This window comes from Porphyrobacter sp. CACIAM 03H1 (assembly GCF_002215495.1).
GTDB lineage: Bacteria > Pseudomonadota > Alphaproteobacteria > Sphingomonadales > Sphingomonadaceae > Erythrobacter.
The window spans coordinates 663724-684022 of record NZ_CP021378.1; the positions used below are offsets into that span (position 1 = coordinate 663724).

The following is a 20299-nucleotide window of genomic DNA, read 5'->3' on the forward strand; positions in this document are numbered from 1 at the left end:
GAACCGGGCCGGGGCCGATGCCCCTGCCCGCACCATTCGAGAGGAGAGACCCGAACCATGCGCAAGCTTATCGCCCTTGCCGCCCTCGGCAGCGCCGCCCTGACCCTCGCCGCCTGCGGCAGCGCCGACGATGCCTCGACCGAGGCGAGCGCCGACACCGTCGAGATGCCCGCCGACAGCGCGCTGGCGCCGGTCACCGAGGAACCGGTCGCCGACCCGTCCGCCACCGCCACCGACGCGCCCGAGGCCGACCCGACCGCAGGGGCGACGGCGGCTGCCGATGCCGCGGCCGGTGTCGCCGCCGAGGCCGCTGCCGCCGCCGAAGCGCCGGCCGAATAGGCCGCGCCCCGTGCTGCGCCACCCGATCGCCCCCGCGCTCCTGCTCGCCCCCACGCTACTCGCCCTTTCCGCCTGCGGGGACGAGGGGGCGAGCGCGCCGGGCGGGGTCAGCCCGGGCGAGGCCGAGGCGCTCGAGGATGCCGCCTCGATGCTCGACGAGCGCCAGCTGCCACCCGAGGCGATCCCTTCCGACCCGCCCGCCGAAGCGCCTGCCGAAATGACAGGCGACGCCGCCCCGGCCGCACGCTAGCCGGGGCCGGCGCCGCCGCGCCTCCCTTCAAGGACGAATGCCATCATGAACGCCCCCGCAAACCTCGCCGCCCCCGCCAATCCCGGCATGGACGAGGAGACCTTCGAACAGTTCGCCGAGCAGCTCGCACGCTATGTCCGCGAACGCCTGATCCCGGCCGAGCCGCAGGTGATTGCCGAGGACCGCATCCCCGACGCGATCCTCAACGAGATGCGCGAGATGGGCCTGTTCGGCCTCTCGGTGCCCGAGGAATACGGCGGCGCGGGGCTCAACATGACGCAGTACGCCCGCGTCGTGAACATCATGGCCTATGCCGCGCCCGCGTACCGCTCGATCTTCTCGATCAATGTCGGGATGTTCGCGAGCGCGCTGAAGAACGGCGCGACCGAGGCCCAGAAGGCCGAGTGGTATCCGCAGATCGCGGCCGGCAAGATCGCCTGCTTCGGCCTCACCGAGCCGGGCTCGGGAAGCGATTCCGCCGCGATGGCGACCACCGCCACCCCCGATCCCGACGGCAACGGCTGGATCCTCAACGGCACCAAGCGCTACATCACCAACGCCCCCCACGCCGACGTCGCGCTGATCATGGCGCGCACCAGCAAGGAGGCGCTGCCCAAGAACGCCCATGTCAGCGCGTTCCTGGTGCCGATGAACACCCCCGGCGTCTCGACCGGCTCGCCCGACAGGAAGATGGGCCAGTCGGGCTCGCATATCTCCGACATCATGCTCGACGATGTGCGGGTGCCCGGCGACGCGCTGCTCGGCGGGGAGACCGGCAAGGGCTTCGTCTTCGCGATGAAGAGCCTCGACAACGGGCGCATCAGCGTCGGCGCGGCGGCGACCGGCTACGCGCGCCGCGCGCTCGACTCGGCGCTGCGCTACGCCAACGAGCGCAAGGCCTTCGGCGAGCCGATCGCCAACTTCCAGCTGATCCAGCAGATGCTTGCCGACAGCGAGATCGAGATCTACGCTGCCGAAGCGATGATGAAGGACGTCACCGCGCGGGCCGACCGGGGCGAGAACATTCTCGTCAAGGCTGCGGCCTTCAAGGTGTTCGCCTCGGAGATGTGCGGTCGCGTGGTCGACCGCGTGGTGCAGATCTACGGCGGCGCGGGCTATCTCGCCGAATACGACGCCGAGCGCTTCTTCCGCGATGCGCGCATCTACCGCATCTACGAGGGCACGACGCAGATCCTCCAGCTCCAGATCGCCAAGCACATGCTGCGCGAGTGGGCGGCCAACGCCTGAGATGTACAACCTCCTCGATGACCTCTCCATCGTCGAAGTCTCGAGCTTCGTCGCCTCGCCTACCGCAGGGCTTTACTGCGCGCAGCTGGGGGCGGAGGTTATCCGCGTCGACCACAAGGCGGGCGGGCTCGATTACAACCGCTACATGCTGACCCGCGAGGGGCGCAGCCTCTCGTGGGAGAACCTCAACCGCGCCAAGAAGTCGGTCGCGCTCGATCTGCAATCCCCCGAGGGGCGCGAGCTTCTGGTGGAACTGGCGAGCGCCGTCGGCCAGTGCATCACCAATCTGCCGGAGCAGAGCTTTCTCAGCCATGCCGCGATGGCGGCCCGCCGCGCGGACATGATCTCGCTCAGGGTCATGGGCTGGCACGACGGGCGGCAGGCGATGGACTTCACGGTGAACGCCGCCGTCGGCTACCCCCTGATGTGCGGGCCGGAGGACTGGGACCCGGCGACCGCCCCGCCCGTCAACCAGGTGCTCCCGGCGTGGGACTTCATCACCGGGGCCTATGGCGCCTTCGCCATGCTCGCCGCGCTGCGCCACCGCGACCGGACAGGCGAGGGCAGCGAGGTGCGCCTGCCGCTTGGCGACGTCGCGATCGGGACGATGGCGAATGCGGGGCTGATGGCCGAGGTGCTCTACCGCGGCGGGGACCGCGAGCGGCTCGGCAATGCCATCTGGGGTGCGTTCGGGCGCGATTTCCGCAGCAAGGACGGCGTGCGCTTCATGGTCGCCGCGCTCACGCCCAAGCAGTGGAGCGGCCTGGTCAAGGCCTTCGGGGTCGAGCAGGGCATCGCCGCGCTCGAGGCCGAACACGGCGTGCGCTTCGCCGACGGCGATACCCCGCGCTTCTACCATCGCCACGCGCTCTTCGACCTGTTCCAGAAGGCGGCAGACGGCATGGATTATGCGACCCTCGAAGCGCGCATGACCGCCGAGGCCTGCACCTTCGAACGCTACCGCACCGCCTACGAGGCCGCGAACGACCCTGTGCTGGTGGCGGACAACCCGCTGTTCGGCCCCGCGCCCGCCAATCCGAGCGGGTTCGAATACCCCGCCACCCGCAGCTTCGCCAATCTCCCGGGCCGCGAGGTGGGCGACCCCGCTCCTGCGCCTTACCTTGGCGAGCACTCGGAGGAGGTGCTGGCGGAGAAGCTGGGGCTGTCGTCCGGCGCGATCGGCAAGCTGGTCGATGCAGGCACGGTGGCCCTGAGCGACAAGTGACACACCACCCGTTCGTGTCGAGCGAAGTCGAGACACACCTGCGCGAACGGTCCTCGACTTCGCTCGAACCGAACGGAGGAAAGTGAGAATGACCAGACGCGCCGCCATCTGCACCCCCCTGCGCACCCCGGTGGGCAAGTTCCTCGGCGGGCTTTCCAGCATGAACGCCGGACAGCTCGGCGCGGTGATCCTCAAGGCGCTGATGGAGCGTTCCGGTATCGACCCCGAGCGCGTAGACGATGTCGTGTTCTCCCAAGGCTACGGCAATGGCGAGGCGCCCGCCATCGGCCACTGGTCGTGGCTCGCGGCGGGCCTGCCCATCGAGGTGCCAGGCTTCCAGCTCGACCGGCGCTGCGGCTCCGGCGTGCAGGCGGTCGCCACGGCGGCGATGATGGTCGAGACCGGCATGGCCGATGTCGTCGTCGCGGGCGGCGTCGAATCCATGTCGAACGTCGAGCACTACACCCTCGCCGCGCGCGGGGGCGTCCGGATGGGCGACATGGTGCTGCATGACCGCCTCTCGCGGGGCCGGGTGATGAGCCAGCCGGTCGAGCGCTTCGGCGTCATCACGGGGATGATCGAGACCGCCGAGAACCTTGCGAAGGATTACGGCATCACCCGCGAGGAGGCCGATGCCTTCGCGGTCCGCTCGCACCAGAACGCAGCGCGCGCATGGGCCGAAGGCAAGTTCGCCGAACAGCTCGTGCCGGTCGCCATCCCGCAGCGCAAAGGCGATCCGGTGATCTTCGACCACGACGAAGGCTACCGCACCGACGCTTCGATGGAGACGCTGGGCAAGCTCGCGCCGATCGACCTGAAGCGCGATTCGCAGGCCATCGTCACCGCCGGCAATGCCAGCCAGCAGAATGACGCCGCCGCCGCGTGTCTCGTGGTGGCGGAGGACAAGCTCGAGGAACTGGGCCTCACCCCGATGCTGTGGTTCGGCGGCTGGGCGGCGGCGGGCTGCGATCCGTCGCGCATGGGGATCGGGCCGGTGCCTGCCGTGGAGCGCCTGTTCGCGCGTCGGGGCTACAGCTGGGACGATATCGGCCTCGTCGAATTGAACGAGGCCTTCGCCCCGCAGGTGCTCGCCGTGCTCAAGGGCTGGGGCTGGTCGGATGACGACAGCCGCCGCGAGATCCTCAACGTCAACGGGTCGGGCATCAGCCTTGGCCACCCCATCGGCGCGACCGGGGGCAGGATCCTCGCCGACATGGCGCACGAGATGCACCGGCGCGGGGTGCGCTATGGCCTCGAGACCATGTGCATCGGCGGCGGGCAGGGCATCGCCGCGGTGTTCGAGCGCGCCGCATGAGCTACGAGGCGTGGATCGGGCGCGAGGCGCGCGTCAAGGACCGGCTGGGTGAAGGGCTGGCCGCGCGCTGGCTCGCCACCTTCGACCTGCCGCGCCCCCACCCCGCGATCATGCCGCAGGGCATCCATTTCGCGCTCTGCACCCCCGAGGCTCCCACCGCGACGCTGGGCGAGGACGGGCATCCCGCGCGCGACGAATCGCCCGTCAGCTTCCTCCCCCCCTTCCCGATGCCGCGGCGGATGTGGGCGTCCAGCAAGATCGCCTTCCACGCGCCCATCGCCATCGGCGCCGCGATCGAGCGCGTGAGCCGCGTCGCCGCGATCAGCGAGAAGGAGGGCGGCTCGGGCCGCCTTGCCTTCGTCGATGTCGAGCACACCACGAAGGCGAACGGCACCATCGCCGTGATCGAGACCCAGACGCTGGTTTACCGCGATGCCGCCCCGCCCGACGCGCCGCTCAGTCCGCCGCCGCCGGGCGAGGGGCGGTTCGACCCCGCAGGCTGGGACGCCCACCGCACCCTCACGCCCGATGCGCGGCTGCTGTTCCGCTATTCGGCGCTGACCTTCAACACCCACCGCATCCACTACGATGCGCCCTATGCCGTCGAGACCGAACGCTATCGCGGCCTTGTCGTCCACGGGCCGCTCACCGCAAGCCTGCTGCTGCAACTGGCGGCGCAGGCGCTGGGCGAGAACCGCCTGCGCAGCTTCAGCTTCCGCGGCCTCTCCCCTGCCATCGCGGGCGAGCCGCTGCATCTGGTGATGCGCAAGGGCGAGGCGGGATACGATCTGGCGGCCTTCGCAGGCGACGGCCGGCAGGTGACGCAGGCGAGTGCCACGATCTAGCTCCCCTCCCGCTTGCGGGAGGGGCTGGGGGTGGGCGCGAATCCGCGCGCGCTGAATTTCCCACCCCCGACCCCTCCCGCTTGCGGGAGGGGAGAAGGATGCGTCAGCCCTCCCAGTCCGCGATCGGCTTCAGCACCTTGTATTTCTCCTTGGCAGGCTTGCGGCCCAGGTCGGGAAAGTCGATCGCCTCGGGCTCCTCGTGAGTATCGGGGATGCGTGAGAGCAGATCACGCACCAGCGTCAGCCGCCCGCGCCGCTGGTCGTTGAAATCGACGATGGTCCACGGCGCATGGGGCGTGTGGGTGGCCTTCAGCATCGCCTCGCGCGCCTTGGTGTAATCGTCGTATCTCTCCCGCGCGGCGAGATCGATGGGGGACAGCTTCCAGCGCTTCAGCGGATCCTCCAGCCGCTCGCGCAGGCGCTCTTCCTGCTTTTCCTGATCGGCGGCGAGCCAGTATTTGAACAGCAGGATGCCGTCATCGACCAGCAGCTTCTCGAAGGCGGGCGCGGCCTTGAGGAACGCGTCGACCTGCTCGGGCGAGGCATAGCCCATGACCTTCTCGACCCCGGCGCGGTTGTACCACGAGCGGTCGAACAGCACGATCTCTCCCGCGGTCGGAAGGTGGGCGACATAGCGCTGGAAATACCATTGCCCCATCTCCGCCTCGGTCGGCTTGGTCAGGGCCACGGTGCGGCACTGGCGCGGGTTGAGCTGCCCGCGCACCGCCGTGATCGCGCCGCCCTTGCCCGCGGTGTCGCGGCCCTCGAACAGCACCACCACCCGCGCGCCGGTCGCCTTGACCCAGCGCGCCATGCTGACCAGCTCGAGCGTGAGCGGTTCGAGCGCCGCCTCGTAATCCTTGCGCTTCATCGCCATTGCCTGCTCTCCCCGTTTGTCTGCGCGCCGGGAAGGTAGTATCATCTGCAACGATATGGCCACGCTTGCAGACCCCCAGCCCGATTTCGCCACCCTGCCAGAGATGGCGGCGGATGTCTTCACCGCCCCGCTCGCACGCCCCGCGCACGTGGGCGAGGACTGGCTGGAGCCCGCGCAGACCGCCTACACGCCCGAGGATCACGCCGTCTGGGACGATCTCTTTGCCCGCCAGATGGAGGTGCTCCCCGGCCGGGCGTGCAGCGCCTTCATGGCGGGACTCGAGAAGCTCGATCTGGGCAGGGGCGGCATTCCCGAATTCGGACAGCTCTCCGAGGAACTTGGCGCGCTCACGGGGTGGAGCGTCGTGCCGGTGCCGATGCTGATCCCCGATCACGTGTTCTTCTGGCACCTCGCCAACCGGCGATTTCCGGCGGGGAACTTCATCCGGACCCGAGAGACCTTCGACTACATCGAGGAGCCCGACGTCTTCCATGATGTCTTCGGCCATGTGCCGATGCTCACCGATCCCGTCTATGCCGACTACATGCAGGAATATGGCCGCGCCGGGTGGAAGGCGATGCGCTACAACCGGCTCAAGGCGCTGGGCGCGCTCTACTGGTACACGGTCGAGTTCGGCCTGATCGAGGAGCAGGGGCAGGTGCGGGCCTATGGGGCGGGAATCCTGTCAGGCCCGACCGAGGCGAGGTTCGCGGTGGAGGCCGAGAGCCCCAACCGCATCATGCTCAACGTCGACCGGGTGATGCGGACCGACTACGTCATCAGCGATCTGCAACCGACCTATTTCGTGATCGAGAGCTTTCAGGACCTCTACCGCCAGACGGTGGAGCGCGATTTCGACCGGCTCTATCGCAGCCTTCCGGCCGGGTTCACCTATGCGAACAGCGCGGTGATCGATGTCGACAACGTGCTGCACCGGGGCACCCAGGAATACCACCTGCGCGGTGGGCGGGGGAGCGGGGCAACCCCGGTCTAGGTTCTTCACGAAACCCCGATGCCGAAGGCGTCGCAACGCCGAATGGCCGCCGCGGCCTATGCGGTGAAAGCCAAGGCGGACGCAGGTCCGCCGCCCGGCGCTTGAGGGCGCAACGAACTACGCGCGCGCCTTGCGGCGGAACACGGCGTGGTAGAGCACCAGCGCCACCCCAGTGGCGGCCAGCGCAACGCCGAGGCTGAGGAAGGACAGGCTGCCGATGATCGTGCCGTCGTTGGCGATCTCGCCGGCGACCACCGCGACCAGCGTGCCCAGCACCACTTGCCGCAGGATGTCGCCCGGCGCCTCGGTCCGCGCGAGGATCGAGGCCAGCCAGCCCAGAGTTGCCCCCAACACGATCAGCACCAGCAACGCCATCTTGTCCGAAATCTCCGTTCAGCCGCCCTGTCGCGGTCCGACTCCCTAACCAGCAGCGGCGCGGACGGTTCCAGAAAAGTGCTTCAGACCAGGGTAAGCCAGACGAGGCCCCCAGCGCCGACGACGATCCGGTACCAGGCGAAGGGCGCAAAGCCGATCTTCGTGACGATCGCGATGAACAGTTTGACCACCACCAGCGCGACCACGAAGCCCGCGAGCGAGCCGATCCCGATCAGCTCCAGATCGCGCGCGGTGAGGTCCGATCCGTATTTCGCCAGCTGGTAGACGGTCGCGCCCGACAGGGTCGGCACGGCGAGGAAGAAGCTGAATTCGGCCGCCGTCTTGCGGTCCACCCCGAAGGCCATCGCCCCGAGGATCGTTGCGCCAGAACGGCTGACGCCCGGGATCATGGCGAGGCACTGGACCACGCCGATCAGGATCGCCGTGCGCAAGGGGACGCCCGCCACGCCGGGGCCGGTCGCGGGCGGATTGGCCCAGCGCTCGATGGCGAGGATCGCCACCCCGCCGATGATCAGCGTCCAGCACACCAGCACGGCATTGCCGAGGAAGCCCTCGATGATGTCGCCGAAGGCGAGGCCCAGCAGCACCGCCGGGAAGAAGGCGACGAGCAGGTTGCGCACGAAGGCCAGCGCGCCCTTCTCCAGGCCGAACAGCCCCTTGGCCACGTCCCAGAAGGTGCGCCAGTAGAGCACCACGATGGCAAGGATCGCGGCGGGCTGGATCGCGATGTTGAACACCTCCCATTCGCGCTGGTCGAAGCCCAGCAGTTCGGTGGCGAGGATCAGGTGCCCGGTCGAGGACACGGGGAGGAATTCGGTCAGCCCTTCGAGGATGCCGAGCAGGATGGCGGCCATGGTGTCGGTCATGGGCGCACCGCTTCGACGAGAGGCGGGGTCAAGTCAAACCAAAAGGCCCGCTCCGTCGGAGGAGCGGGCCTCTCAGGCGCGCATGCCGCCCGGCCCGCCGCAGGACGGGCCGCGAGCGCACGCGCGCGAGCCGCAGGCGCTCAAGCCCGCAGGGCTTGAAACAGCGCCGAGGATGTGCCCGCGCAAGGCGGGCACGCACATAGAAACGCTTACCAGATCCGGACGCGCTGTTCGGGCGGCAGGTACATCGCATCGCCGGGCTTCACACCAAAGGCCTCGTACCATTCGTCGAGCTGCCGCACGACGCCGTTGACCCGGTATTCCTCGGGGGAATGGCTGTCGGTGCGAAGGCGGTTGCGGTAGTTCTCTTCCCGCTGGGTGGAGCGCCACACCTGCGCCCAGGCGAGGAAGAAGCGCTGGTCGCCGGTGAGGCCGTCGATCACCGGCACCTCCTTGCCCTTGGTGGCGATCTTGTAGGCGCGGTAGGCCATCGACAGCCCGCCGACATCGCCGATGTTCTCGCCAAGGGTGAGGCGGCCGTTGACGCAGGTCTTGCCCTCGTCGAGCGGGCAGAAGGCATCGTATTGCGCGACCAGCCGGTTGCCGAGCGTGTCGAAGGCGGCGCGGTCGGCGTCGGTCCACCAGTTGCGCAGCGCGCCGGTGGCGTCGGACTTGGAACCCTGGTCGTCGAAGCCGTGGCCCATCTCGTGCCCGATGACCCCGCCGATCGCGCCGTAGTTCACCGCGATGTCGTTGGTGAGCGCGAAGAAGGGCTGCTGGAGGATGCCCGCCGGGAAGACGATCTCGTTCTTGACCGGGCTGTAATAGGCGTTCACCGTCTGCGGCAGCATCGACCATTCGGTGCGATCGATGGGCTCGCCCAGCTTGGCGGTGTTGTCCGCCCGCCGCCACTTCGCCGCAGCCATGCGGTTGGCGACGGGGTTGCCCGCCGTGATCGCGAGGCCATCATAGGTCTCGAGATTGGGGCGGTAGCCGATCTTGGGATCGAAGCTCGCCAGCTTGGCGCGGGCCTGGGCCTTGGTCGCCTCGCCCATCCAGGTGATCTCGTCGATCGACTGGCCGAGAGCGAGCCGCAGGTTGGCGACCAGCTCGTCCATCGCCGCCTTGTTCTCGGGCGGGAAGTAGCGCGCGACGTAGGCCTTGCCGACCAGCTCGCCGATCAGCCCCTCGGTCTCGCCGATGGCGCGCTTCCAGCGCGGGCGCTGTTCGGGCGTGCCGCGCAGGGTCTTGCCGAAAAACTCGAAGTTCGCCGCATCGAAGCGCGCCGGAAGGACCGCGGCATGATCGGACAGGAACTCCTTGATCATCCACGCCTTGAGCGTCTCGACCGGGGTGTCGCCGAGCATCGTGAACATCCCCGGCAGGCCCGATCCGATCTTGGCGCGGGTCGCCTCGTCGAGCTTGTACTGGGCGATCTCCTCGGCCGTGGGCGGCATCAGCGCGACCACGAAGCCGGGGCTCTGCGCGATCCCGATCTGCTCGAGCATCGCCGCGACCGGCACCTTGCCGCTGATCGCGCCGAGTTCGTCGGCGGTCAGGAGGTTGTAGGTCAGATCGCGGTTGCGGCGCACGGCGCGGTCCCAGGCGACCTCGCGGGCGATGCGGTCCTCGAAGGCGTAGACTTCGGCGGCCTGCGCCTCGGGGTCTTCATAGCCCGCCTCGCCGAGCAGGAAGGCGAGGTAGGACTTGTACTTGTCCTGGATCGCGCGGCCCTTGTCCGAGGTGTCGAGATAGTAGTCGCGGTCGGGCAGGCCGAGCCCGCCGAAGCCGACCTGCGCGATATGCCGGTCGGGCTGCTTGGCATCGATCCCGACCGAGGCGCTGAGCGGGCTGGCGAAGCCCGGTTCGGCCCACAGCTTCGCCAGATCATCGAGCGTGGTCGCTGCGGCGATGCGGTCGAGATACGGCTTGGCCGGAGCGAGGCCCGCCGCCTCGATCGCCGCGGTGTCGAGATAGGTGCGATAGGCATCGAGAATGCGCTTCTCGTCGCCCGAAAGGCTGGCGGGATCGCGCGCGGCGAGATCGTCCATCAGCGCCTTGACGTCGGCGACGCTCTTTTCGCCCAGCAGGACGAAGGCCCCGATGCGGCTGAACTCGGGCGGGAGCGGATTGGCGTCGATCCACTTCTTGTTGGCATAGGCGTTGAAATCGTCGCCCGGCTTGATGTCGGTGGCGATGTAGGCCGGATCGAAGCCCCAGGTGCCGAAGCTGATGGTCGGCAGGTCGGAGCCGGTGTCGGCGCTCTGGAGCGTCTCGATCTCGCCTTGATGGTCATGCGTATCGGCCAGCGCGGGGGCGGCGAGTGCAAACAGGCTCGCCCCGATGAGGGCGGCGGTCTTGTGGATCATGGTGTTCTCGAGTCCCTGAGAATCGCGACAGGATGTCGGCGTGACGTCACAGTAACGTCGCACAGGGCGAAGGGTTGCGCTTCGTCGAGACAGGGCGTGGTTCGTCGATTTTGTCGCTTTTGGCGATCGCGCTGGCGCGCGATGCAGACCACCCGCCCCGCCTCCCCACCCGGCCACCAATGATACCATCAGGCTATGGCGGCCGGGTGGGGAGGCGGGGCGGGTGGTTTGTGCCACCGAAGGTGGCTCGGGAACAAGCTACGCCGCGTCGGCGGTGAACTGGAGCCTTGCGAGGCGCGCGTAGAGCCCGCCCGCCTTGGTCAGCGCCTCGTGGGTGCCCTGCTCGACGATCCGGCCCTCGTCGAGCACCACGATCCGGTCGGCGGCGCGCACCGTGGCGAGGCGGTGGGCGATCACCAGCGTGGTGCGGCCCTGCATCAGCCCTTCGAGCGCCTGCTGGACGAGCTGCTCGCTCTCGGCATCCAATGCGCTGGTCGCCTCGTCGAGCAGCAGGATCGGTGCATCGCGCAAGAGCGCGCGGGCGATGGCGATGCGCTGCTGCTGCCCACCCGAAAGCTGGGTCCCGCCCTCGCCGAGATGCGTGTCGAGACCCTGCGGCAGGGCGCGCAGGAAGGTTTCGGCATTGGCGGCGCGGGCGGCCTGCCAGATCTGCTCGTCGGTCGCGTCCCACTTGCCGTAGCGCAGGTTGTCGCGCGCATTGGCGCTGAACAGCACGCCGACCTGCGGGACGAGCGCGATGCGCGAGCGGATGTCGGCCGGATCGGCACTGGTCAGCGGCACCCCATCGAGCCGGATCGTGCCGCCCTGCGGATCGTAGAACCGCTCGACCAGCTGGAAGATCGTCGACTTGCCCGCCCCCGAGGGCCCGACGATGGCGATGGTCTCGCCCGGTTCGATCTCGAGCGTGAAGTCCCTGAGCGCCGGGCTGTCGGGGCGGGCGGGATAGCGGAAGGTGACATTGCGGAAGCTGAGGCTGCCGCGCGCCGGCTCGGGCAGGCGTTCGGGCCGGGCGGGGGGCGCGATGTCGGGCTTCGCCTCGAGCAGTTCGGCCAGCCGGCTCGCCGCGCCCGCGCCGCGCAGCAGATCGCCGTAGACTTCCGTGAGCGCGCCGAAGGCCCCCGCGACCAGCCCGCCGACCAGCACGAAGGCGGCGATGGTGCCGCCCGTGATCTCGCCTGCCGCCACCGCCAGCGCGCCGCGCCACATCACCATCGTCACCGCGCCGAATACCAGCAGGATCACCAGCGAGGTCATCGCCGCGCGCAGCAGGATGCGCCGCCGCGCGGTTTCGAAGGTGGTTTCGACCACCCTTGCGAACCGCTCGCCCTCGCGGCGCTCCTGTCCGAAGCTCTGGACGATCTTCATCGCCGAGAGCACCTCGGTGACATAGGCGCCGACATCGGCGATGCGGTCCTGGCTGGTACGCGAGACAGTGCGGATGCGGCGGCCGAAGAACACGATCGGCACCACGATCAGCGGGATCGCCAGCAACAGGCCGAGCGTCAGCGTCGGGGCGAGGTAGAACAGCATGATTATCCCGCCGATCGCGGTCAGCGTGTTCCTGAGCGCGATCGACACCGTGCCGCCCACCACGTTCTCGATGATCGTGGTGTCGCTGGTCATCCGGCTGGAGATTTCCTTGGGGCTGTTGACCTCGTAGAAACCGGGCGAGAGGCGCAGCAGGTTCTGCTGCACCTTCAGGCGCAGGTCGGCCACGACCCGCTCGCCGATCCAGCTGACGAAATAGAAGCGGAAGGCGGTGCCGACGCCGAGGATCACCACGATCATCAGCAGGTACTGGAAGGCCCGGGCGATGTCGTCGGTGCTGCTCGCGCCCGAGAAGCCCTCGTCGATGATCACCTTGAACCGATAGGGGATCGCCAGCGTCGCCGCCGAGGTGATCACCAGCGCGGTGAGCGCGAAGGCGATCTGGCGCGGGTATTGCAGCGCGGCGCCGAACACCATCCGGAGCGGCGCGAGCGTGCGCGACTTCGGCGCGGGTTCGTCTGCCCCGTGCAGCACGGCCCCGGCGCCTTCCGGCAGCTCGTCGGAGGCGGTCTCGGGGTCGCGCGTGGGGTGTTCGCCGTGCATGATCGCTGGCCTCTAGCCGCAGGGGCCGCGAATTTCACGTGCAAAAATCGGGGGGCCGCACCGTTGCGGGGTTTGACACCTATGCAATTGTGCGTTGCACAATCGAATGCGAAAGCGCATCTGTGGTCGCAAGGCGCCACGGGGATAAGGCGCCAGACCGTTCGTCGCCGCGAGGAAACCGATGCTTTATCACGCCTACGAGCTCCAGCGCAGCTGGATGAACAGCGCCAGCGCGCTCGCTTCGATCAGCGCAGGGATGCTCTCCAACCCGGCCAATCCCTTCGGATACATGGGTATGGGCCCGCTGGTCGCCAACGCGCTCGATGTCTTCGCCCACGCCACCGCCCATTACGGCAAGCCCGAATTCGGGATCGCCTCGGTCACGATCGACGGCCAGCCGCACGCCGTGACGCAATCGACCGTGCTGAAGCGCCCCTTCGGCGATCTGCTCCGCTTCCGGGTCGAGGGCACGCCCGCCGACCGCCCGCGCCTGCTGATCGTTGCGCCGATGAGCGGCCATTACGCCACCCTGCTGCGCGGCACGGTGGAGCGGATGCTGGAATCGGCGGAGGTCTTCATCACCGACTGGGCCGATGCCAAGATGGTGCCGGCGAGCGCGGGCAAGTTCGATCTCGACGACTATATCGACTACCTGATGGAGTTCGCCGAGCACGTTCACGGCGAGGCAGGGGGTGCGCGCATCCACATGATGGCGGTGTGCCAGCCGAGTGTGCCCGCTTTTGCGGCGACCGCGCTCCTCAATCTCCACAAGTCGCCCGCCACGCCCGCCACGCTCACCATGATGGGCGGCCCGATCGACACGCGCGAGTGCCCCACGGTCGTCAACAACATGGCGATGCAGCGCCCGATCGAATGGTTCCGCCAGTCGGTGATCGCCACGGTGCCGATGAAATACCCGGGCAGCGGGCGGCGGGTCTATCCGGGCTTCATGCAGCTTTCGGCCTTCATGAGCATGAACCTCTCGAGCCACATGATGAGCCATTACGAGATGTTCAAGCACCTCACCGTCGGCGACGAGGAAAGCGCGCAGGCGACCAAGGATTTCTACGACGAATACCGCTCGGTCTGCGACATGACCGCGGAATTCTACCTCCAGACGGTGGAGGAGGTGTTCCAGAAGCACTCGATCCCCAAGGGCGAGTTCCGCCACAAGGGCGAGCTCGTCGACATCACCCGCATAACCGACACGGCGCTGCTCGCGATCGAGGGCGAGCGCGACGACATCTCAGGCCTCGGCCAGACCCGTGCCGCGCTCAAGCTCACCCCGGGCCTGCCCGAGGAGAAGAAGCGGTACTACATGGCGGAAGGGGCGGGCCACTACGGCATCTTCAACGGCTCGCGCTGGCGCACCAAGGTCGCGCCGGTGGTCGAGGAATGGATCGCCGCCCACGCAGGGTGAGGGGCACGGGAGCAGCCCAGGGCTGCCCCCGTGCGGCAAGTGTCGTCAGAAGCGGTAGGTCAGCACCGCCTTGACCGTCTGGATGTCGAAGGAATCGCCCGCGCGCCGGAAGTCGACGCCGTTCGCCAGCACGAAGGGGTTGGTCGCGCCGGCGGTGCCCTGGCCGACGCGGATCAGCGTGTCGTCCGCGCCGTAGCCGGTGAAGAGATACTCGACGCCGAGCGAGACATTCGTGCCGAGCTTCTGTTCGACTCCGGCGCCCAGCTGGTAGCCCCAGGTCTCGTCGTCCTCGAGCACGGTGAAGGAGTTGGCCGTGTTGCTGGTCTCGAAGGACTGGTCGAGCTTGGCATAGGCCACGCCGCCGGTCGCGTAGATCAGGGTCTTCGCGGCGGGGGTGAAGCCGGCGCGCAGGCGCAGCGCCGCGGTGTAATCGATCTCGCGGGTCATGGTGTAGAACGCGGGCGTGGTGCTGAAGGCCGCCACCGAATCCCGCAGGTCGGCGGTGCCGATCTCGGCCACGGCGCCGATCACCAGCTTGCCCATCTGGCTGTCATAGCCGAACCGGCCCGCGAAACCCACGCCGTCGGAGTCGCTGCGGCAGTTGCTGTTCTGCGTCGAGGTTGCCGCGCCGCCGCAGAAGCCCGGCGAGAAGGCGTTGGCGCCCGCAGCGGTGGTCACGCTTTCGCCGAAGGTGCCGTTGGAGCCGCGGTCGAAGCTGATCGTTTCGCCACTGTCGCCGGCCTGGAAATCGTAGCCGATCGAGGCGCCGGCGTAGAAGCCGTCGAACTCGTCCTCTGCCTGGACGGGCACGGCGACGAGGACCGCCGAAAGGGCGGCGAGGGAAAGTGCTTTCATCAGGTTCTCCGGAATTGCGTTGCATATCCCAGCTTCGCTGGGGTGACGGAGCGGGGCGCCCGCCCGGGTCGAAAGCATCGCAGCCCCTCTCCGCCACCTCGCATATACGAGAACCTGCAGATACCGGATGCACCCGGGCCTGGCAGATTTTTTCGGGATCACAAGGGATCAGAGCCCGGATCCTTGCGGGAGGCTCACTGATGCGCCTCAGGTCTGCCCTCGTCCCCGTTCCTGCACGGCGGCGCGGCGGGCTTCGACCTCCTCGGGGGCGACCGCTCTGTTGGCGGCGCTGGAACGCTCCGCCTCGAGCGCCAGCCCCTCGCCGAAGCTGGTCGCATAACCGTCGTCGATGAGGCGCTTGTAGAGGCCAAGGAATGCGGGATCGATGCCCGCCATGTCCCCCGCCAGCTTGCGCGCCAGCGGCAGCAGCTCCTCCGGCGCGACGACATGGTTGACGAGGCCCCAGGCGTGCGCCGTGGCGGCATCGAGGAAGTTGCCGGTGAAGGCGAGCTCCTTGGCGCGGCTGATGCCGATCATGCGCGACAGCTTCTGCGACAGGCCCCAGCCCGGCACGATCCCGACCCGCGCGTGGGTATCGGCGAAGCGGGCGTTGGTGCTGGCGATCAGCACGTCGCAGGCGAGCGCGACCTCGAAGCCGCCGGTGATCGCGACCCCGTTGATCGCGCCGATCACGGGCTTGCGGCACAGCTCGATCGCCTTGACCGGATTGTCCGCCGGGTCGGTGGCATTGGCGCTGCCGAGCGCGCCTTCCTCGCTGCCCAGTTCCTTGAGATCGAGCCCCGCGGTGAAGGCACGCTCGCCCGCGCCGGTAAGGATCACCACCCGCACCGCCTCGTCCGCGTCCACGGCACGCATCACCTCGGCAAGGCGCTGCCTCAGCGCGCGGTTCAGCGCGTTCATCGCCTGGGGGCGGTTGAGGGTAACGGTGGCGATACCATCGGCCACCTCGCACAGGATCACGTCGTCCATCACAAGCTCCAGTCTATGCGCCCGCGCCCCGCGGCTTCCAGAAAGGCGTTGGCCTGGCTGAAGGGGCGCGAGCCGAAAAAGCCGTTGTGGGCGGAGAGCGGGCTGGGGTGGGCCGAGGTCAGCACGAGGTGGTGGGAGGACCGGCCCAGCGCGGGCACCCGCGAAGCCTTCTTCCTCGCGTGGCTGCCCCACAGGATGAAGACGGTCGGCCGCTCGCTCGCCGCCACCGCCGCGACGCAGGCATCGGTCACGGCGTCCCACCCGCGCCCGGCATGGCTCCCCGCGAGGCCCGCCTCGACCGTCAGCGTGTTGTTGAGCAGCAGCACGCCCTGCTCTGCCCACCGCGACAGGTCGCCGCCGGCGGGGCGGGGCAGGCCGAGATCGCTCTCGAGTTCCTTGTAGATGTTGACCAGCGAGGGCGGGGGTCGCACCCCGGCGCGCACCGAGAAGGCGAGGCCGTGCGCCTGCCCGGGCCCGTGATAGGGATCCTGCCCGAGGATCACGCAGCGCACCTGATCGAGCGGGGTCAGCGCCAGCGCGGCGAGGCGTTGCCCGCGCGGGGGATAGACCACCTTGCCCGCCGCCTCCTCGGCCTTGAGCCAGCCGCCGAGCTTGCGTGCCTCGGGGGTCGCGAGCACCGGCTCCAGCACCGGCCGCCAGCTTTCGGGGAGGGTTTCGGACAATTCTGAGCTCCGTTCGTCTCGAGCGCAGTCGAGAGGCCCGTCACAGGTGTCTCGACCACGCGCGACACGAACGGGTTAGTGCAGGGGATCGACCCGCGCCACTCGCCCCTTCCCCTCTTTCCCCAATGCGCGTAGGGCGAGGGGCATGGCAGTGCATTTTCACGAAGAGGATCTCCCCGCCGGCGTGCTGGCCGGAAGCGGGGCGCTCGCGGTCGATACCGAGACGATGGGCCTCGTCACCCACCGCGACCGGCTGTGCGTGGTGCAGATCTCCGACGGCAGCGGCGACGAGCATCTCGTGCGCTTCAATCCCGGCAGCCGCTACGACGCGCCGAACCTCAAGGCGCTGCTCGGCGATCCTGCGCGCGAGAAGATCTACCACTTCGCCCGCTTCGATCTCGCTGCGATCCATTACTACCTCGGCGTCATGGCGGGCCCGGTGTTCTGCACCAAGATCGCCAGCAAGCTGACCCGCACCTATACCGACCGCCACGGCCTCAAGAACCTCGTCGAGGAACTGCTGGGGGAGAGCATCTCCAAGCAGCAGCAGTCGAGCGACTGGGGCGGGCCGGTGATCACCGATCCGCAGCGCGATTATGCCGCCTCCGACGTGCGCTATCTCCACCGCCTGCGCGCCGAACTGGCGACGCGGCTGGAACGCGAGGGGCGCACGGGAATCGCGCAGGCCTGCTTCGATTTCCTGCCCACCCGCGCGCTGCTCGACATCGCCGGCTGGGCCGAGAGCGACATCTTCAGCCACATGTAAGGAACAAGGCGGCAGAGGCGCGAGCATGGCCCCGGAGCAGAGCATCGAAACCAGCGAGGCCCGGCTCCTGCGCAGCCGGAGGCAGGCCTTCGCCGCGCCGGGCGGATCGCACGACCGGCTGGTGCGCATTCTCGCCCGGGTGCTGCCGATGGGCGTCGGGGTTGTCGCCGCGCTGATGGTCATCACCCCGCTTTCCCCGCGCGGCGAGGTCAGCTTCCTGCTCGATCGCAACAAGGTCGCCCTGATCGACGAGCGCCTCTCGGTCGACAACGCCATGTATCGCGGGCGCGACAACCAGGGCCGCCCTTTCTCGCTGCTGGCGGGCGAGGCGGTGCAGCGTTCGAGCGTCGAGGGACTGGTGCGGATGCAGGACCTCGTCGCCCAGCTGCTCCTGACCGAGGGCCCTGCGCGCCTCAGCGCGGACGGCGGCACCTACGACATCGACGCCGAGACCGTGGCGGTCGACGGGCCGGTGCGGCTCACCGCCTCGGACGGCTACGCCATGACCGCAAGGGGCGTGTCGGTCGACCTCAAGGCACGCATGATGCGGGGCGATGCGGGCGTGTCGGGCGAGGTCCCGGCAGGCACCTTCTCCGCCGACACGCTCAGCGCCGATCTCGGCGCGCGCACGATCACGCTCGAGGGCAATGCCCGCTTCACCATGATTCCCGGCCAGTTGAGGATGCCGTGATGCCCGATCAGACCGCCGCCGCCCGCCGCACGCCCATCAAGCGCCTCGCCCTCGTCTGGGGCGCGGGCGGCTTCGCGCTCGCCGCTGTAATGGCGGGGGGAATGAACCTTGCGGCGCAGGGCATCGCCCGCCACGATTCCCGCGCCCCGGTGACCTACGACGCGGGCAAGTTCGTGTTCGACGATCGCGGAAACCAGGCGATCGCGAGCGGCGGGGTGATCCTTACCCAGGCGGGCCTGCGTGTCCAGTCGGACCGGATGCTGGTCAACTTCACCGATGGCGGCGGCCAGCTCGAGATCCAGCGCATCACCGCCACCGGCGGGGTTTTCATCACCCGCGGCGACGAGCGCGCCAGCGGCGACCACGCGATCTACGACTTCAACCGCCGGATCATCACCATGGCCGGCAATGTCCGCCTTCGCCGCGGGAGCGACACGCTGAACGGCGGGCGGCTGGTGATCGATCTCGACAGCGGGCTGTCGACCGTCGACGGCTCGGCCGCAGGCACCAGCGCCGCACCGGGGACCCCGGCGGGCCGCGGCCGCGTGACCGGCACATTCAACGTGCCGCAGGACCGCAAGCAGACGAACTAGCGGGGCTAGAAGGCGTTCTCGTGCCGCAGCACGAGGATGGTGCGCAGCACGATGCCGATATCGTGCGGGAGCGACCAGCTCGCGATGTATTCGAGATCGGACTGCAACCGGTCGGTCAGGTCCTTCTCGTGCTCGGTCGCGCCGCGGTGGCCGCGCACCTGGGCAAGCCCGGTGAGCCCCGGCTTGAGGCAGTGGCGCTGCCAGTACTGGCGGTCGATGTCCCAGAAGTACTTGTTGTTCGCCTGCGAGCCGAGCGCGTGCGGGCGGGGGCCGACGATCGACATCTCGCCCCTCAGCACGTTGATAAGCTGCGGCAGCTCGTCGATGCTGGTGCGCCGGATGAAGGCGCCGATGCGGGTGATGCGGTCGTCATCGCGCGAGGCCGAACGGTTGCCGTCGTGGTCGAGCTTCTCCTCGCGCATCGAGCGGAACTTGAACATGTCGAAGAACTGGTTGCCGCGTCCGAGACGGCGCTGGATGAACAGCACCGGGCCGCCGTCCTCGAGCTTGATCAGCACCGCCACCGCAATCAGCACGGGCGAGAGCGCCACCAGCCCGGCAGTGGCCACGGCGATGTCGAACAGGCGCTTGATGATCCGCGCGCGCAGGCCGAGAGGGCCGGTCGAGACCACCAGCGTGGTGCGATCGAGATCGTCGTAGCGATGCACCCCGACCGCGCCGAGGCTGTGCGCCGGCTCGCTCACGATCTCGCCATAGACGCCCGCGCACTTGAGCAGGAAGGCCCAGTCGTCGCGGCGCTCGCGCGGGCAGCTCACAACCACCTGGTCCTGGTTGCGCAGCAGCTTGCCGAGACGATCGAGCATGAAGGGATCGTGGCTGGTCGGATCGAGGTTGAAGTCGGCCGCCGAGATGCGGTCCGCCCCGTTGAAGGGGAAGCTCGCGCCGCCGTCGTCGATCACCAGCCGGTTCATCACCCGCCCGTTCCAGCGGCGCGCGATGAACAGCGCCACCGCCCGGCGCAGCGACACGAGCAGCAGCCCGGTGAAGACGAGGCCGATCGTCACCGAGGCACGCGAGAAATCGCTGTTCGACTTGGTGTAGAAGCCGACGAAGTTGATCAGTGCGGCGGAAATCAACAGCGCCGTCAAAGCCTTGCGCGCCGCGAACAGCCAGTCGACCAGCGCTTCGAGGCCGTAGGTGCGATTGTAGAGCGCGATGGTGAAGTAGGCCGGCAGCATCACCTGCGCCGCCAGCATGGCGCGCGGTTCGGCCCACACGTCCTCCCACAGCAAGGAGGCAAGCGCGAAACTGAAGTTGAACAACACCGCATCCGCCGCCAGCATCAGCATGTAGGAGCGCAGACGCCGCCGCTCGAGCGAGGGCGCCGCCCTGCTCTCCACGGACTGGAGACGAACGGAATCCAGCAATTTCGGTGTGACGCGATTCATGTATCCCCCGAGGCGCGACCCTCAGCGACTACCTAGGCATTAATACGGAGAAAAGC

20 protein-coding genes are annotated in these 20299 nt (G+C 68.6%); 11 read left to right on the plus strand and 9 right to left on the minus strand.

Annotation, left to right across the window (positions count from 1 at the left end):
• Window positions 1–57: 57 nt before the first annotated feature.
• The 6 genes from CBR61_RS03210 (at window position 58) to CBR61_RS03235 (ending at window position 5222) form a co-directional block, all read left to right on the plus strand.
• The gene (locus tag CBR61_RS03210) at window positions 58–339 is read left to right on the plus strand and encodes a hypothetical protein (protein ID WP_088913062.1); all 282 of its coding nucleotides are present in this window, start codon (window positions 58–60) and stop codon (window positions 337–339) included.
• A gap of 10 nt (window positions 340–349) precedes the next feature.
• Window positions 350–589 carry a hypothetical protein gene (locus tag CBR61_RS03215; RefSeq protein WP_088913063.1) on the plus strand — a complete coding sequence of 80 codons (240 nt, stop codon included), beginning with the start codon at window positions 350–352 and terminating at the stop codon, window positions 587–589.
• A gap of 45 nt (window positions 590–634) precedes the next feature.
• Window positions 635–1837, plus strand: coding sequence for an acyl-CoA dehydrogenase family protein (locus tag CBR61_RS03220; RefSeq protein ID WP_088913064.1), 1203 nt, complete (start codon window positions 635–637; stop codon window positions 1835–1837).
• A 1-nt stretch (window position 1838) separates the two neighbouring features.
• A complete protein-coding gene (locus CBR61_RS03225; protein ID WP_088913065.1) occupies window positions 1839–3062 on the plus strand; it encodes a CoA transferase in 1224 nt (407 codons plus the stop codon).
• A gap of 88 nt (window positions 3063–3150) precedes the next feature.
• Window positions 3151–4377, plus strand: coding sequence for an acetyl-CoA C-acetyltransferase (locus CBR61_RS03230; protein ID WP_088913066.1), 1227 nt, complete (start codon window positions 3151–3153; stop codon window positions 4375–4377).
• Complete coding sequence (locus CBR61_RS03235; RefSeq protein ID WP_088913067.1) at window positions 4374–5222, plus strand: FAS1-like dehydratase domain-containing protein; 849 nt, start codon at window positions 4374–4376, stop codon at window positions 5220–5222. The genes CBR61_RS03230 and CBR61_RS03235 overlap by 4 nt, the downstream gene beginning before the upstream one ends.
• Before the next feature lie 103 nt (window positions 5223–5325).
• Here the strand turns inward: CBR61_RS03235 and ppk2 are convergent, their stop codons facing one another.
• Window positions 5326–6099 carry a polyphosphate kinase 2 gene (ppk2, locus tag CBR61_RS03240; RefSeq protein ID WP_088913068.1) on the minus strand — a complete coding sequence of 258 codons (774 nt, stop codon included), beginning with the start codon at window positions 6097–6099 and terminating at the stop codon, window positions 5326–5328.
• A 103-nt stretch (window positions 6100–6202) separates the two neighbouring features.
• Between ppk2 and phhA the strand changes: the two genes are divergently transcribed.
• On the plus strand, window positions 6203–7093 hold the full coding sequence (phhA, locus tag CBR61_RS03245) for a phenylalanine 4-monooxygenase (protein ID WP_088915425.1): 891 nt from the start codon (window positions 6203–6205) through the stop codon (window positions 7091–7093).
• A 117-nt stretch (window positions 7094–7210) separates the two neighbouring features.
• Here the strand turns inward: phhA and CBR61_RS03250 are convergent, their stop codons facing one another.
• The 4 genes from CBR61_RS03250 to CBR61_RS03265 all read right to left on the minus strand — a co-directional run bounded on the left by CBR61_RS03250 (window position 7211) and on the right by CBR61_RS03265 (window position 12836).
• Window positions 7211–7468 carry a GlsB/YeaQ/YmgE family stress response membrane protein gene (locus CBR61_RS03250; protein WP_088913069.1) on the minus strand — a complete coding sequence of 86 codons (258 nt, stop codon included), beginning with the start codon at window positions 7466–7468 and terminating at the stop codon, window positions 7211–7213.
• Between the two features lie 83 nt (window positions 7469–7551).
• The gene (locus CBR61_RS03255; protein ID WP_088913070.1) at window positions 7552–8355 is read right to left on the minus strand and encodes an undecaprenyl-diphosphate phosphatase; all 804 of its coding nucleotides are present in this window, start codon (window positions 8353–8355) and stop codon (window positions 7552–7554) included.
• A gap of 209 nt (window positions 8356–8564) precedes the next feature.
• Window positions 8565–10724, minus strand: a complete 2160-nt coding sequence (locus CBR61_RS03260; protein WP_088913071.1) for a M13 family metallopeptidase — start codon at window positions 10722–10724, stop codon at window positions 8565–8567.
• 258 nt (window positions 10725–10982) lie between these two features.
• A complete protein-coding gene (locus CBR61_RS03265; protein WP_088913072.1) occupies window positions 10983–12836 on the minus strand; it encodes an ABC transporter transmembrane domain-containing protein in 1854 nt (617 codons plus the stop codon).
• 181 nt (window positions 12837–13017) lie between these two features.
• On the opposite strand from CBR61_RS03265, the gene CBR61_RS03270 reads away from it, so the two are divergent.
• Window positions 13018–14256, plus strand: a complete 1239-nt coding sequence (locus CBR61_RS03270; protein WP_088913073.1) for a polyhydroxyalkanoate depolymerase — start codon at window positions 13018–13020, stop codon at window positions 14254–14256.
• Between the two features lie 45 nt (window positions 14257–14301).
• On the opposite strand, the gene CBR61_RS03275 is transcribed toward CBR61_RS03270, so the two are convergent.
• The 3 genes from CBR61_RS03275 to ung all read right to left on the minus strand — a co-directional run bounded on the left by CBR61_RS03275 (window position 14302) and on the right by ung (window position 16784).
• Window positions 14302–15111 (minus strand): outer membrane protein, encoded by an 810-nt coding sequence (locus CBR61_RS03275; RefSeq protein WP_088913074.1) that lies wholly within the window; start codon window positions 15109–15111, stop codon window positions 14302–14304.
• A gap of 207 nt (window positions 15112–15318) precedes the next feature.
• Window positions 15319–16101, minus strand: a complete 783-nt coding sequence (locus CBR61_RS03280; RefSeq protein ID WP_088913075.1) for an enoyl-CoA hydratase — start codon at window positions 16099–16101, stop codon at window positions 15319–15321.
• Window positions 16101–16784 carry a uracil-DNA glycosylase gene (ung, locus tag CBR61_RS03285; RefSeq protein WP_088913076.1) on the minus strand — a complete coding sequence of 228 codons (684 nt, stop codon included), beginning with the start codon at window positions 16782–16784 and terminating at the stop codon, window positions 16101–16103. The genes CBR61_RS03280 and ung overlap by 1 nt, the downstream gene beginning before the upstream one ends.
• Window positions 16785–16929: 145 nt before the next feature.
• On the opposite strand from ung, the gene CBR61_RS03290 reads away from it, so the two are divergent.
• Genes CBR61_RS03290 through CBR61_RS03300 form a run of 3 tightly spaced genes read left to right on the plus strand, consistent with a single transcriptional unit; the run spans window position 16930 to window position 18834 of the window.
• The gene (locus CBR61_RS03290; protein WP_088913077.1) at window positions 16930–17550 is read left to right on the plus strand and encodes a ribonuclease D; all 621 of its coding nucleotides are present in this window, start codon (window positions 16930–16932) and stop codon (window positions 17548–17550) included.
• A gap of 25 nt (window positions 17551–17575) precedes the next feature.
• Complete coding sequence (gene lptC / locus CBR61_RS03295) at window positions 17576–18241, plus strand: LPS export ABC transporter periplasmic protein LptC (protein ID WP_088913078.1); 666 nt, start codon at window positions 17576–17578, stop codon at window positions 18239–18241.
• Window positions 18241–18834, plus strand: a complete 594-nt coding sequence (locus CBR61_RS03300) for an LptA/OstA family protein (RefSeq protein ID WP_088913079.1) — start codon at window positions 18241–18243, stop codon at window positions 18832–18834. Before lptC ends, CBR61_RS03300 begins: the two co-directional genes overlap by 1 nt.
• A 5-nt stretch (window positions 18835–18839) precedes the next feature.
• Here CBR61_RS03300 and CBR61_RS17135 read toward each other — a convergent pair whose 3' ends face one another.
• Complete coding sequence (locus tag CBR61_RS17135; RefSeq protein WP_233996829.1) at window positions 18840–20243, minus strand: sugar transferase; 1404 nt, start codon at window positions 20241–20243, stop codon at window positions 18840–18842.
• Between the last annotated feature and the right edge of the window lie 56 nt (window positions 20244–20299).